The organism is Nonomuraea sp. KM88 (assembly GCF_052245635.1).
GTDB lineage: Bacteria > Actinomycetota > Actinomycetes > Streptosporangiales > Streptosporangiaceae > Nonomuraea.
Genome location: NZ_JBQQCC010000012.1, coordinates 52,809 through 66,102 on the forward strand (window position 1 = coordinate 52,809; position 13,294 = coordinate 66,102).

Annotated in this window: 11 protein-coding genes and 1 pseudogene; 4 read left to right on the plus strand and 8 right to left on the minus strand. The window is 73.2% G+C overall.

The annotated features are described in order from the left end of the window. The first annotated feature begins 55 nt into the window (after positions 1-55). Positions 56-1,234 carry a threonine synthase gene (locus ACTWPV_RS31210; RefSeq protein ID WP_347649217.1) on the plus strand — a complete coding sequence of 393 codons (1,179 nt, stop codon included), beginning with the start codon at positions 56-58 and terminating at the stop codon, positions 1,232-1,234. 97 nt (positions 1,235-1,331) lie between these two features. Here the strand turns inward: ACTWPV_RS31210 and ACTWPV_RS31215 are convergent, their stop codons facing one another. The 6 genes and pseudogenes from ACTWPV_RS31215 to ACTWPV_RS31240 all read right to left on the minus strand — a co-directional run bounded on the left by ACTWPV_RS31215 (position 1,332) and on the right by ACTWPV_RS31240 (position 8,029). Next, complete coding sequence (locus tag ACTWPV_RS31215; RefSeq protein ID WP_443154717.1) at positions 1,332-1,799, minus strand: ABC transporter ATP-binding protein; 468 nt, start codon at positions 1,797-1,799, stop codon at positions 1,332-1,334. After that, positions 1,780-3,564, minus strand: a pseudogene (locus ACTWPV_RS31220) (FtsX-like permease family protein); the annotation flags it as partial. The pseudogene ACTWPV_RS31220 and the gene ACTWPV_RS31215, both read right to left, overlap by 20 nt. Positions 3,565-3,897: 333 nt before the next feature. After that, positions 3,898-4,263 (minus strand): hypothetical protein, encoded by a 366-nt coding sequence (locus ACTWPV_RS31225; protein ID WP_443154531.1) that lies wholly within the window; start codon positions 4,261-4,263, stop codon positions 3,898-3,900. A gap of 182 nt (positions 4,264-4,445) precedes the next feature. Further along, a complete protein-coding gene (locus tag ACTWPV_RS31230) occupies positions 4,446-5,135 on the minus strand; it encodes a hypothetical protein (RefSeq protein WP_443154532.1) in 690 nt (229 codons plus the stop codon). Further along, complete coding sequence (locus tag ACTWPV_RS31235) at positions 5,132-7,642, minus strand: ATP-dependent RNA helicase (RefSeq protein WP_443154533.1); 2,511 nt, start codon at positions 7,640-7,642, stop codon at positions 5,132-5,134. The genes ACTWPV_RS31230 and ACTWPV_RS31235 overlap by 4 nt, the downstream gene beginning before the upstream one ends. 9 nt (positions 7,643-7,651) lie before the next feature. After that, the gene (locus ACTWPV_RS31240; RefSeq protein ID WP_443154534.1) at positions 7,652-8,029 is read right to left on the minus strand and encodes an ArsR/SmtB family transcription factor; all 378 of its coding nucleotides are present in this window, start codon (positions 8,027-8,029) and stop codon (positions 7,652-7,654) included. A gap of 90 nt (positions 8,030-8,119) precedes the next feature. Between ACTWPV_RS31240 and ACTWPV_RS31245 the strand changes: the two genes are divergently transcribed. Next, the gene (locus ACTWPV_RS31245) at positions 8,120-8,515 is read left to right on the plus strand and encodes a hypothetical protein (RefSeq protein WP_443154535.1); all 396 of its coding nucleotides are present in this window, start codon (positions 8,120-8,122) and stop codon (positions 8,513-8,515) included. Between the two features lie 48 nt (positions 8,516-8,563). Here the strand turns inward: ACTWPV_RS31245 and ACTWPV_RS31250 are convergent, their stop codons facing one another. Further along, a complete protein-coding gene (locus ACTWPV_RS31250; RefSeq protein ID WP_443154536.1) occupies positions 8,564-8,824 on the minus strand; it encodes a peptidase inhibitor family I36 protein in 261 nt (86 codons plus the stop codon). A gap of 547 nt (positions 8,825-9,371) precedes the next feature. Here ACTWPV_RS31250 and ACTWPV_RS31255 point away from each other — a divergent pair. Continuing rightward, positions 9,372-11,921: an ATP-binding protein gene (locus ACTWPV_RS31255; RefSeq protein WP_443154537.1), complete on the plus strand. Its 2,550-nt coding sequence runs from the start codon at positions 9,372-9,374 to the stop codon at positions 11,919-11,921. 72 nt (positions 11,922-11,993) lie between these two features. Further along, complete coding sequence (locus ACTWPV_RS31260) at positions 11,994-12,458, plus strand: hypothetical protein (protein WP_443154538.1); 465 nt, start codon at positions 11,994-11,996, stop codon at positions 12,456-12,458. Here the strand turns inward: ACTWPV_RS31260 and ACTWPV_RS31265 are convergent. Then, complete coding sequence (locus ACTWPV_RS31265; protein ID WP_347649207.1) at positions 12,427-13,257, minus strand: undecaprenyl-diphosphate phosphatase; 831 nt, start codon at positions 13,255-13,257, stop codon at positions 12,427-12,429. The two genes, ACTWPV_RS31260 and ACTWPV_RS31265, sit on opposite strands and share 32 nt — an antisense overlap. Between the last annotated feature and the right edge of the window lie 37 nt (positions 13,258-13,294).

Below are 13,294 nucleotides of genomic sequence, written 5' to 3' on the forward strand. Positions count from 1 at the left end.
ACTAGAGTGTGCAGCTTTTCCCATGCGGTTGCGAGTCTGATTAGAGTCGGTACGCGTGAACGGACCGTCTCTCGCCCGCCGCCAGCGCTCCCTCGGTGACCCCTCGGCCGAATATCCGCTGTTCCCGCCGCTGACCCGGGGCTGCCCTCGGACCAGCACCGCCGAGATCGCCTATCCACTCGACGTCGACTACGACTACGACCAGGTCGACCCGGGCCTCTTCGCGCAGGAGCCGGGCGCCGACATCGCACGCTGGTCGCCGCTCCTGCCGCCGCTCGGGGCGCCCACGCTGGGGGAGGGCGGGACACCGCTGGTGGCGTTCGACGGCGTGCACGTCAAGGACGAGTCGCGCAACCCCACCTGGTCGCACAAGGACCGCCTCAACCGGGTCGCCGTCAGCGCCGCCCTCGCCTCGGGCGCGCCCGGCATCGTCGTGGCCTCCTCCGGCAACCACGGCGCCTCCGCCGCCGCCTACGCGGCCAGGGCCGGGCTGCGCGCGATCGTGCTGACCTCCGCCGCGTCGCCGCCCGCCGTCCAGGCGTTCGCACGGGCGTACGGGGCCAAGGTCGTGTCCGTGCCCGTCGAGGCGCGCTGGCCGCTGCTGCGCGAGGTCGTCGACCGGCTCGGCTACCACCCCGTCAGCAACCAGACCGTGACGCACACCGGGCACCCGTTCGGGCCCGAGGGCTACAAGACGATCGCGTACGAGCTGTTCCGGCAGCTCGGGCGGCCGCCCGCGGCCGTCTTCGCGCCCACCGGCTACGCCGAGCTGCTCTACGGGGTGTGGAAGGGGTTCACGGAGCTGCGGCGGCTCGGGGTCGCCGAGACCCTGCCGCGGATGTTCTCCTGCGAGACCGCCGCGGGCGGCCCCCACGCCAGGGCGCTGGCCACCGGTGCGCCCGCCGCGATCGTCGAGCTCGGGCGGAGCGACGCGTACGGCATCGCCGGGCCGGTCGGCGGGCACCGCGGGGTGCTGGCCGTGCGGGACAGCGGCGGTGAGGCGGTGCTGCTGACCGACGAGGAGCTGCGCGCCGCGCAGCGCGACCTGGCCGGGCAGGGGATGTGGCAGGAGCTGTCGGGAGCGGCGGGCGTGGCCGGTCACCGGCGGCTCGGGCGTGACTTCGACGGGCCCGTGGTGTGCATCGCCACGTCGAGCGGGTTCAAGGACGTGGGGGTGGGGTCCGAGAGTTTCCCCGCCGTTCCCGACCCGACCCTGGACGACCTCATGGACTGACGGCTTGGGCTGCGGGATCGGGCCCAGGCGGTGATCGTCGCGTACGAGGCAGGGCTCGTACCCCTGGCGACCACCCACGCTGGACCCGTGCGACGCGTCAACTTCGGTGCGCGACGGCGGCGGCGACCATCTCGGTCGTCGGCGACTCCATGACGTCGACGAGCCGCCCGTCGCTGAGGACGAGAACCCGGTCGGCGCGGGAGGCCGCGGCGGGGTCGTGGGTGACCATGATGACGGTCTGCCCCAGGGCGTCGACCAGGAGACGCAGCAGGTCCAGGAGCTCCCGTCCGGACCTGGTGTCGAGGTTGCCCGTCGGCTCGTCGGCGAAGACCACCTCCGGGTTCGCCACCAGCGCGCGGCAGACCGCCACCCGTTGTTGTTGCCCGCCGGACAACTCGTGCGGTCGGCGATGGACGTGATCGGCGATACCGGTCCGGTTCACCAGCTCCTCCACCCAGCCTGGCCGCGCCTTCGTCCTGGCCAGCCGCAGCGGCAGCTCGATGTTCTCCTTCGCGGTGAGCGCGGGCAGCGGCCACGCGGATGACCAGCAGCGATCCCGCCACAGCGGCCAGGAGCGCGCCGCCGCCGAGTGCGGCCAGCCAGCCGAAGGGAATGAACGACGATGTCGCGGCCGGCCCGCCGGGCTCGCCCGCGGCGTGCACGAGGGTCATCCAGGCGGTCGTGACCAGGGCGAGGACGAGGACGGGGACGATCGCGAGCGTGCTCTCCCAGCAGGCCATCCGCATCACCTGGCTCCGCCGCATGCCGAGGTGCCGCATGCCGGCGAACTCCCGCCTGCGGTCCACGAGCGCCAGGCACAGGTTGTTGACCGCGGCCACCAGGCAGAACAGCGCGACCAGGACGGACACGGACGGCATGAGGCGATTCTTCGCGGCGTTCGCCTCGCTCTTGCGCCACATGTACTCCTGCCTGGTGAGGGACTCGACGGCCGAGCGGGCGTCCACGACCCTTTCCGGGTCGGCCCCGCGCACGTAGATCCGCTCGTGCAGCTCCGACGACAGGTGGGTGCCGGCGAGGGCTCCGGCGGGCAGGAGCATCTCGCTGATCTCGGGAGCGTCGGTGTAGACCGTCCTCACCGTGAAGGAGGAGTCCACGGCCGCTCCGGGGAAGCGGACGCGCAGCCGCGACCCGAGCCCGGCCCCGTGACGAGCGGCCAGCGAGTCGCTGATGGCGACCTCGCGCGTGCCCAGGTCGCGCGGCGGCCGACCGCGTACGGACAGGTCAAGGACCTGGGCGATGTCGCCGGTGACCATGGTCGCGAAGAGGGGCGGCGGGCTCTGGTCCGGCGGCCGGCGCTCCGCAGGCCCGGCCGCGGACACGGCCGCCGGTACCGAGCCGACGCCGACCGCAGCGGACGTGCCGTCTCGTGCCAGGACGCGGCGCCGTAGGTCTTCCGACAGCGCGCCGGCTCCGGCGACGGGCTGCAGCACGTGGTCGGCACGGATGTCCTTGACGGCCGCCGCGGCCACTTTCCAGTTGTAGAAGAGTTGCGTGCTCATGACCACGCCCACCAGCGTCACGCCGAGCGCCAGCGACGCCACCGCACCGCCGTACCTGCGGTGGTTGAAGACCACGCCGGAGACCGCGAGGTAACCGCTCACCCGTGACGCGCGGGCGACGCCGGGCCGTACCAGCCTTCCCGCGACCAGCACGCCCCACGGCGCGAGCAGCCCGACCGCGGCGACGGACAGGCCCAACGTGGCGAACTGGAGGAGCATCAGGCCGGGCCCGTCCAGCGCGAACAGGTCCCACAGAAGGGCCACGGACAGGCCGCCGGCGCCTGCCAGCAGCGTCAGTCCGGTCACCAGCCGGCCCGTGCCGAGCCGCCGGCCCTCCGCGGGAGCCTCACCCAGCGCGTCGCCAGGACGGACGCGCAGCGCATGGCGTACCGAGATCAGGCTCCCCGCCAGGGCCATGGCCAGGGTGAGCGCGAGCATCCACACCATGGGCTCCGGGCGGTAGCCGACCTCGAACGCCACGCTGAGCGCACCGGAGTCGCGGAAGCGCGCCGCGACGGCGGGAGCGACGAGCATGCCGAGCGGGACCGCCACGGCGGTGGCCACGACCGAGAGCAGCACTCCTTCGGCGATGAGCATGCGGCTGATCTGCCAGGGCCGGGCACCGATGGCCCGCAGGACGGCGATCTCCGTGCCGCGGCGCCGGATCGACACTCCGATGGCGGTGGCGATCATGCCGGTCGAGACCAGGGCCGTGATCCACACCGTGAACCACAGGGTGTTGAACCCGCCGGCGGGGGACACGAGGTTGTTCTCCTGCCCGCCGCGGTCCGCGCCGACGGCGACGGTCATGACCCGCGGGCCGTTCGCGTTGTACGGCTCGACCGCCCGCGCCACGGCCGCTCGCAGCGCCTCCGTTCCGACACCGGTCCGGGGGAGGACCCCGAGCGTGTCGGCGCCGCGCCGGCCCCCGAGCAGCTCCGCGACGCTGTCGTCGGAGAAGAACAGCGCCGACTGGAAACGCAGGGCCGGGCGGGCCGCGGCCACGCCGACCACTTCGTGGGAACGGACGGTTCCCGCCACCGTGATCTCAACCCGGTCCCCGGCTCCGACCCGTGCGGCGGCGGCCACCCGCGTGTCGACCACCACCTCGCCTGGGGCCAGGGGCGGCCGGCCGTGCCGCAGCTAGAACGGCGTCAGCCGGGCACTCGACCAGCCATGTCCCCACGGCCACGGGTTCTGGTCTCCGGGCACCCGTACCGGAGTCCCGAGAACGGACAGCCCGGCGGGGAAGCTGTGCTCGGGAACCGTCGCCGCCACCTCCGGGAGCGCCTGCACCGCTGCGACCAGTCCGGGCGAAATCGCCCCTCCGGCCGTGCCGACCACCAGCGGGACGTCCGCGTACCGCTCCACCGGGGCCTTCTGCCGGTCCGTGGTGTCGACGACGAACCACAGAGCTCCGACAGCGGTGGCCGCGACGACCAGCGTGATCAGCGTGCCGACCAGACTCCCCGGATGCCATCTCAGCGTCCGCCACGCAAGCCACGTCATCCCGCGCCACCTCGCGCTCGTCGATCCACGCGTCCAGCGTCTCGCTCTCCCTGGCGTGGTTCTTCGTCTGCGGGGAGGATCGCCGTGTCAGACCCGGGTCACTCCGGACAGGCCGGAGAGGACCGTGGTACCGCTTCGGGGGATCAGACGGTCTGACGCCGCGGTTCGGCGGGCGGCCGTGTTCACCTCCTGAGCCACACCCGGAGGGGGCCGATCGGGGTGAAGCCGTGGCTCAGGGCGGCCTCCGGGTCGCTCTCGTAGCCGACCAGGGGGCGGCCGGGGAACAGGGAGGCCGCCATCGCGACCGTGCCCGCCCACGCGGTGTCCAGGTCGCAGCCGGAGGCGAACACGTTGGAGACGCCCGCCACCGCACCGCTCGCGGTGAGCACCGAGCCGCAGACGATCTCACCGTCGATCCGGCCGCACAGGATCTCCACGTGGTCGAGGAGCGAGGCCGGGAAGAGGCCGTTTACCTCGCCGAAGGCCGTCCGCTCCCAGTCGGCGAGCGTGGCCGCGTCGCCGACGACCTCCCACCCGATTCCCGCATCCGGGCGCTGCCGGGCCGCCGGGCCGGTCCGGGCGGGAGCGGAACGCCACAACCACTGGGCTTCGAACAGCACGTCGAAGCCGGGCAGGTCGAGGGTGGCGAAACTGTCCTTGACCGAGGCGCCGGGGCCGGAGTCGATGCGGTCGAGCACGTCGGCCGCCGTCGCGGCGGGAGAGAGGGTGACGGCGTCCGGATAGAAGAGCGGGGCCCTGACGGCGTTCGTCCAGGCCCTGCCCGTGAACGTGCCGGGAGAACCGTGGACGCGGCACATCAGGTCGCACCACTCGGCGTTGTCGCGAACCGCCTCCGCCAGCCGGTCGATCACGCTCTGCTCCTCTTCGTGCGTCTGGTCGGTGGCGCGGTGAGCGGGTCCTCGGGCCACGGGTGCTTCGGGTAGCGGCCGCGGAGTTCGGCGCGTACGGACCGGTAGCCGTCCCGCCAGAACGACGCCAGGTCCGCCGTGACCGCCACCGGCCGGCCCGCCGGGGAGAGCAGGTGCACCAGGACCGGCACACCGGATATTTCCGGTGTCTCCTGCTGGCCGAACAACTCCTGCAGCTTCACCGCCAGCACCGGCTGCTCCCCCGAGTAGTCCACGCGGATGCGGGAACCGCTCGGGACCTCGACGCGTTCGGGAGCGGCTGCCTCCAGCCGCTCGCTCCACGGGATCAGGCGCCGCAGCGCCGAGGCCACGTCGATGCGTTCGAGGTCGGCGCGGCAGCGGGACCTGGACAGCTCGGGTTCGAGCCACTGATCTGACAGGTCGAAGAGCGCGTCCATCGAGGGCCAGGGCAGGCCGATCGCGCGGTGGCAGAAGGCCAGGCGGTCTCTGAGATCCCTGGCCTGCTTCGTCCAGGTCAGTACGTCTTCCGTGCGCAGGCCGTACAGGATGGCCTCGCGGACGTCGGCGTCCTTGAGCGGCGTGGAGGAGAGCTCGATGGCTCCCAGGCGCTCCACCCGGCGGGCGGACACGTCACCGCGGCGCTCGCCCGGCGGGACCCGCCAGGCCACCTCGTCCTCCGTGGTGACGGGATGGACCAGCCTGGCGGTGGCCTCGTCGATGACGACCGCCTGCCTGATGCGGGCCGAGGCCGACCCGGCCGGGCGGTCGGCCACGGCGATGGCCAGCCAGGGGGCGTTGGCCAGCTTCGAACCCTCGGCGAGCTGGGCCCGCGTGCCTGACGCCATGAGATACCCGCCGCCCCGCCTGCGCGCCACCCGCTCGGGAAACGCCAGCGCCACGGCCACCCCCGCCAGCGCGTCATCCGCCCCCGAGGCTCGCGCGTGCGCGGACGGCCCCGCGGGTCGTGCGTGATCGGCCGGTCCTGCGGTTGGTGCGTGTTCGGCCGGTCCTGTGGTTCCGTCGCGGGCAGACGGCCCCGCGGGTTCGTCGTGGGTGGGCGGGCCGGACGTGGCGGCGGTGCGCCGGAGGCGGGCGGACTCCTGGCGCCAGCGGGCCGCGTACTGGGTGCCGCCGCGCCGGGCCGTACGCCAGAGCTCCACCAGGTCGTCGCCCGCGTCGCGCGGCGGCTGCTCCGACATCAGGGCCACCACCTCGGCCGCGCGCGGCCCGAGGTCGAGCAGGGCGCGGGCCAGGCGCGGGTGCACGCCGGCGAGCGCCATCCGCCGCCCCCGGCCGGTCACCCGCCGCCCTTCCACGGCACCGAGAGCCTCCAGGACCCGGGTGGCGGCGGACATCGCGGCGGCCGGCGGCGGGTCGAGGAGCGCCAGGCCGGAGGCGTCCGGCGTGCCCCAGCAGGCCGCCTGCAGCGCGAACCCGGTCAGGTCGGCCAGCACGATCTCCGGCCGCGGGTGGTCGGCGAGGCGCTCGTGGTCGGCGGCCGGCCAGCAGCGGTAGACCGCGCCGGGCGCCTCCCGGCCCGCTCGCCCGGCCCGCTGGTCGGCCGACGCCTTCGAGACCCTGACCGTGGTGAGCGAGCCGAGGCCGCGGGCGTGGTCGGTGCGCGGCTCGCGGGCCAGCCCCGAGTCGACCACCACCCGCACGCCGGGGACGGTCAGGCTCGACTCGGCGACCGACGTGGCCAGCACCACCCTGCGGGCCGTGCCGGGCGACAGCACGGCGTCCTGGACGCGGGCCGGAGCCTGGCCGTGCACCTGCATGACCTCCACCCCGGCACCCGCGAGCAGCCCCGCGACCTTCGCGATCTCGCCCACGCCGGGCAGGAAGCACAGCACGTCGCCGTCCCGCTCCGCGAGCGCCACGCGCACCGTCGCGGCGACGTGGGAGAGCAGGGCGGGATCGACGCGCAGGCCGTGCGGCGGGGTGATCGGGCGCGGCGGCGGCGCCCACACGGTCTCGACCGGGTGCGTGGCGCCGGTGGCCGCGACGACGGGCCCGCCGAGCAGCAGCGACCACGGGCCCGCGTCAGCGGTGGCGGACGTGGCCAGCAGCCGCAGGTCGGGCCGGAGCGTGTCGCGTACGTCGAGGAGGAACGCCAGCGCGGTGTCGGCGTCGAGGTGGCGCTCGTGGCACTCGTCGAGCATGACCGCGTCGACCCCGGCCAGCTCCTGGTCCCGCTGGAGGCGCTGGAGGAGCACGCCGGTGGTGACGACCTCGACCCTGGGGTCGGCGCCGGTGTGGCGCTCGCCGCGGATCGTGTAGCTCACGCCCATGCGCCGGGCCGCCGCGCGCACGGCCAGGCGCCGCGGCTCGGCCACCAGCACCCGCATCCCGGTCTCGGCCAGGGCCAGCGGGACGACCGTCGTCTTGCCGGTGCCGGGCGGGGCGGTGAGCACGGTGGCGCCGTGCCGGTCGAGCGTGCCGAGCAGCTCGGGCAGGACGTGGCGGATGGGCAGGTCGGGGCCGGTCATGCGGTCGGGTCAGCGCCGGCCGCGCTCGCCGGACGCGGTGAGGGCCGGGTCGTCACCGGACGCTGCGGGGGCCGGCGCGTCGCGGGACGCGGTGAGGATCGAGTCGAGCAGGCCGGGGAAGCGGGCGTCGAGGTCGTCGCGGCGCACGCTGATGTATTTCAGCCGGCCTTCCTGCTCGGTGCAGACGACGCCGGCCTCCCTGAGGGTGCGGTGGTGGTGTGAGGCCGTCGACTTGTGCACGCCGAGGTGGTCGCCGGCCTCTCCGCAGGTCATCCTGCCGGCCGTGGCCAGCCGGGCGACGATCTTCAGCCGGATGGGGTCGGACAGCGCCCGCAGGACCTCGGTGAGCTCGATGTCCTCCGTCGCCGGGTGCGGGAGCAGGCGCATGGATCCCATCCTATCTCCGTCGCATTGTTTGACGACCGTAAAACAATGCGACAGTTGGATGTGCGTCCAACTGTACAGACGGAGGCTCCCTTGAGCACACGGCTCTACCCGCTGGCCGCCGGAAATTTCGCGATCGGTACGGGCATGTTCGTCACCGCCGGCCTCTTGCCGCCCATCTCGGCGGACCTCGGCATCTCCACGGCGGCGGCCGGCCAGCTCATGACCGTGGCCGGCACCGTGTTCCTGGCCCTCGTGCCCGTCGCGAACCTGGCGTTGCCCGTCGCGCTGGTGTGGGCGTTCCTGTGGAGCGCGCTCGGCTGGCTGCTCGCGCCCGCTCAGCAGTTCAGGACCGTCGCCGCGGTGCCGGACAACGTCTCAGTCGGGCTGGGCCTGCTGTCTTCGGCTCAGTATCTCGGGTTGTTCGATGGCTGGGCTGGCCGGCGGCGCGGCACGATCGCCGCCAAGGAGAGCTCGCCCGTCAGGTAGCGCTGGACGCCTGGTACGAAGCTCTGCGCGGTGCGGTTGCGATGCCGGTCATCCCCCCACCGACTTGAAGCCGCCCACCTGATCGATCGCGGATCCGCTGGGCAGGTAGCGGTTGGCCCCGGTGCAGTCGGTGTTCTGCCAGAGACGCTGCAAAGCACCGGTGCGGTTGTAGGCCGACTGGTAGGGGACGGCGGTCCACCTGCAACTCCCCGGTGCGGTCTCCGGTGCGACCATCTTAAGGCCGGTGAAGTTCGCCCCCTGCCACAGGCAGATACGGCCGACAGGACAGTCGAGGGCCTGTGCTTCCACGGGGGACACCGGCCTCGGTGCCGGATCGGCGTATGCCGCCTGCGAAGCTCCCACGGATGTCAGCGTGGCGACGATGGAGATCGTGGCCAGAGTCCTCATCGTGAGTTTCGGCGTTCTCAATGATCTGCTCCTTCTAGGTGAGTTGTTCGGCGGATTGACCCGCTGAAGCAGATCCTGCGTTGTTTCACCCTGGGCGCCCCAGGGCGATCGCCGGACATCCTCCGGACAGATTTCCGCTTACGCCCTGATGGCTCTCCGCCTCGCCCGCGAATCCATACCCGAGCCGGCGAAACACCTGACCACAGAGGGGTCCGTTCCCGCATGGGAGGGTGGGCGGCGTGGCTCGTGCCCGGGCCGGTTCGTCCGGTTGCTGAACCGGATCGGCGCGGGCGGCGCGGGCGGGAGGCGGGCAGTACTCGCGCACGGCGTCGCCCGGCCCGTACGGTGTCCGTGATGGAGTGAACTTTCCGCCGTGCCGCCAAGCGTACGGTTGTCATATTTTGTTCTTCCGAGGACGCAGGTGTGGCCGACCGCAGGAGAGGTGCGCATGCCGCCGGCACCACGTGAGGATGGCGAAGAAGCGGCCGCCCTGCTGCGGGCCTGGCGCGAGCGGGCGTTGCTGACTCAGGAGCAGCTGGCGGAGCTGGCCGGGCTCAACGAGCGCACCGTGCGCCGGCTGGAGGCGGGCGAGCTGCGACGCCCGCGCAGCACGTCGATGCGGCTGATCGCCGAGGCATTGGAGCTGTCCGAGCAGGAGAGGGCGGCCCTCATCCGGGCCACGACGGGGGCGCCGGGCAAGCCCGGCCTCGGCCGGGTGCGACCGCAGCAGTTGCCGGCCGACGTGGCGATGTTCATCGGCAGGACACGGGAGCTGGCCGTGCTCGACGACGTGGACGGCGCGGCCACCGTCGTGATCACGGCCATCGACGGCATGGCCGGGGTCGGCAAGACCGCCCTCGCGGTCCGTGCCGCTCACCAGCTCGCCCCCCGCTTTCCCGACGGCGATCTCTTCATCGACCTGCACGGCCACACCCGTGACGTGGCTCCGGCAGATCCGGCCGACACGCTGGCGCGCATGCTCGGCGCGCTGGGGGTTCCGGGGGAGTCGGTGCCGCGCGATCTCGACGACCGGGCGGCGCTCTTCCGCACGGTGCTGGCCGGCAGGAAGATGCTGATCGTGCTGGACAACGCCGCCGACGAGGCGCAGGTGTGGCCGCTGCTGCCGGGCGCGGGCGAGTCCCTGGTCCTGGTGACGAGCCGGCGGCGGCTGGTCGGCCTCGACGGCGCGCGTACGGTGTCGGTGGACGTGCTGCCGCTCCCCGACGCGGTCGCCCTGTTCGTCCGGACGGCCGGGGCCGATCGGGTGGCGGGCGTGCCGGGCGAGGCGCTGGCCGAGGTGGTGCGGCGGTGCGGGCTGCTGCCGCTGGCCATCCGGCTGGCCGCCGCCCGGCTGAAGGCCCATCCGTCCTGGCAGGTCGATCACTTGCTCGCCCGCCTCGAGGAGCAGCGGCGCCGGCTGAGCGAGCTGCATGCCGGGCAGCGCAGCGTCACGGCCGCGCTGGAGCTGTCCTACCGGGAGTTGCCCGGCGACGTGCGCTGGGCGTACCGGTTGCTGGGCCTCGACGCCGGCACGGACATCACGGCCGACGCGGCCGCGGCCCTGCTGGACACGCCGGTCACGCGTGTCGGGCGGCTCCTCGACCAGTTGCAGGAGGTGCATCTCCTGCAGGAGCCGGTGCCCGGCCGCTACCGGTTCCACGACCTGGTCCGCGCGCACGCCGCGGCCACGGCCGAGGCGGAGGAGCCGGCGGACGACCGGCGCGAGGCGCTGACCCGGCTGCTCGACCACTATTGCCGGGCCGCCACGGCGGCGATGGACCACCTCTACCCCTACCACGCCGACCTGCGGCCAAGCCTCCCGACCGCCGCCGCCTCGGACACCGCACCAGCACCCGGCACCGTGTCGATGCCCGACGCGGGCGCGTGGCTGGACGCGGAGCTGGCCAACCTGCTCGCGCTCGCTCAGCAGGCCGCCAGGCATGGGCTGCACCGGCATGTCCGGCACCTGTCGGACACCCTGCACCGGGGGCTGCGCACGCGCGCCCGGTTCGCCGACGCCGAGCACCTCCACACGGGCGCTCTGGAGGCCTGCCGCGCCGCCGGAGACCGCGTGGGCGAGATGGAGGCGCTCATCGGGCTGGGCGACATCGGCCGCCTGCGGACCCGTTACGACCAGGCCACTGAGGACATCACGCGTGCCCTCGACATCGCGCGGGCCGTGGGGCATCGGGTGGGCGAACTGCGCGCGCTGAACGGGCTCGGCATGCTCTGCGCCAGCCGGGGACACTACGAACCCGCCATCGGCTACTGCGCGCGGGCTCTGGAGATCGCCGGCGCGATCGGCCACCGCAGCGGTGAGCTGGACGCGCTGATCGGCTCCGGCAACGTCCACCGGCTGATGGGGCAGCACGAGCAGGGCGCCGCCAACCTGGCCGGAGCCCTCGGCATCGCCCGCTCGATCGGCAATCGTACGAGCGAGTCGGCGGCGTTGATCGGGCTCGGCCACATCAACCTCGTCCGCGGCGCGTACGGATCGGCCACCGACTACCTCACCCAGGCCCTGACGCTGACCCGCCGCACCGGCCACCGGCTGAGCGAGATCAACTGTCTTACCGGCCTGGGCCACCTCTATCGCGTCCGCGGCCGGTACGAGCAGGCCCGCGACTGCTACCAGCAGGCCCTCGACCTCGCACGCGAGTTCGGCAACCGCAACTGGCAGTTCGAGGCCGTGCACGCCATGGGCCGGCTGGAGCACGACGGCGGCCAGGCGGACCGGGCGCTCGATCACCACCGCCGGGCGCTCGACCTGGCGACGGAGCTGGGCCAGCCGAGCGACCAGGCACGCGCGCACGACGGCATCGCCCGCGCCCACGGCACGCTGGGCCGGCCCGACCTGGCCCGCCGTCACTGGTCGGCCGCGCTGGCCATCCTCACCTCGCTCGGCACCGACCGGACGGAGGAGAGCGGCGTCGACGTCGGGTCCATCCGCGCCCGCCTGGACGGGATGGCGGCCGGGGGCGAGATCGCGGACGGGTGAAGCGGCGCTGCTGTTCGCGCCGCCCGCCTTCCGGGGCGCCGCCGCTCGGGGACGTCGGCCAGAATGGTTGCCGTGCCCGACGACAACGACCCCCGTGACGAGTCCGTGCCCGCCGGCGCCCCGGAGTCCGAAGGCGCCCCCTTACCGCCCGAGACCGACCCGCGTGACGAGCCCGCGCCCTTCGGGGCCGTCGTCCTGCTGACGGCCGGCTCCGCGGTGGCGGTCATGGTGATCTCCGCGTTCATGTCGGACCCGCCGGGGATGAGGTTCCTCCTCGGCGGCCCGATCGCCCTCGTGGTCTTCGAGGTGGTCGCCAACGAGGTCTGGTGGCGGCGCTGGTGGGGCGCGATCCCGGGCGCGATCGGCGGCCTGGCCTGCTATTTCGAGGGCCGCGCCGCGCTGTCCGACCTCGTCGGCGACGCCTGGAGCCACCCCGTCGCGTACGTCGCCGCCTGGACGTTGTTCGCCGCCGTCTTCGCCCTGTGCAGCCGCTATCCCCGCACCCTCAGCCGTTGGCCGGGATCCACCCCAACGTGACCGCCAGGATGACGAAGAACCCGAGGATGATCCGGTAGATCACGAACGGGGTGAAGCGGTGGGTGCTGATGTATCTCAGGAACCAGGCCACGGCCAGGTAGCCGACGGCGAACGAGATGACCGTGGCCAGGATGGTGGGCCCCCACGCGGGGGAGGGGCCTTCGCCGATCTCGCGGAGTTCGTACACGCCTGAGGCCAGGACGGCGGGGATCGCCAGCAGGAACGAGTATTTCGCGGCGTCCTCGCGGCGGTAGTCGAGGAGCAGGCCGGCGGTGACCGTGCCGCCCGAGCGGGACACGCCGGGGATCAGGGCGAGTGCCTGGGCGCACCCGTAGACGAGGGCGTGGGGCAGGCTCAGGTGCTTTTCCAGCGTGAGCTTGTTGCGGGCGGTGCGGTCGGCGAGCCACAGGATGCAGGCGAAGACGATCAGCGTGGTGCCTACCAGCCGCAGGTCGCGGAAGACGGTCTCGATCTGGTCTTTCAGCAGCACGCCGAGGATGCCGATGGGCAGCGACCCGGCGATGATGTACCACCCCATGCGGGCCGCCCAGTGGCCGCGCAGCTCCTTGACGAACAGGGAGCGGGTCCAGGTGGAGATGATGTCCCAGATCTCCTTGCGGAAGTAGATGAGCACGGCCGTCTCCGTGCCGAGCTGGATGACCGCGGTGAACGCCGCGCCCGGATCCTGCCAGCCGGCGAAAGCGGAGACCACACGGATGTGGGCGCTGGAGGAGATCGGCAGGAACTCCGTGAGCCCCTGGATCAGCCCCAGCACCACCGCTTCTAGCCAGCCGATCACGACGAAACCTTCCGAGAAAGCGGGACTGACGAGGTGA